At 57.0% G+C, this 272-nt stretch carries 1 protein-coding gene; it reads right to left on the bottom strand.

What is annotated here, in order from left to right; all coding sequences use genetic code 11:
• On the bottom strand, positions 1–272 hold a 272-nt coding region (locus SB717_RS35830; protein ID WP_410907728.1), incomplete at both ends, for a hypothetical protein.

The raw sequence follows: 272 nt of genomic DNA, 5'->3' as shown, positions 1-272 counted from the left end.
ACCGTTTTGAATAGAGAAGATACGCACATCCATGCCCGGCCGTTGCGCCGTGCCCGCACCATGCACGGCCACCAGCATATTCTGGGTGCCTGCGCGTGCGGGAAAGCCATCCCAGAACTCCAGCCCCAGCGGCGCGGTATTGGTGCCCAGTTCAAAGGCCGGAGGTACATAGTCTTTCGGATCGATCTGCTGCAAGGACTTGTCGGAAACAATCGCGCCCTGAACCAAAGGTGGTTGAATGACGCCTGGGTTGCGAAATTCTTCTTCAGTAA

This window comes from Priestia sp. SIMBA_032, assembly GCF_046535215.1.
Lineage (GTDB): Bacteria > Bacillota > Bacilli > Bacillales > Bacillaceae_H > Priestia > Priestia aryabhattai.
Note: the sequence above shows the minus strand (reverse complement) of the source record. Positions and strands in the feature narration are given on the sequence as shown.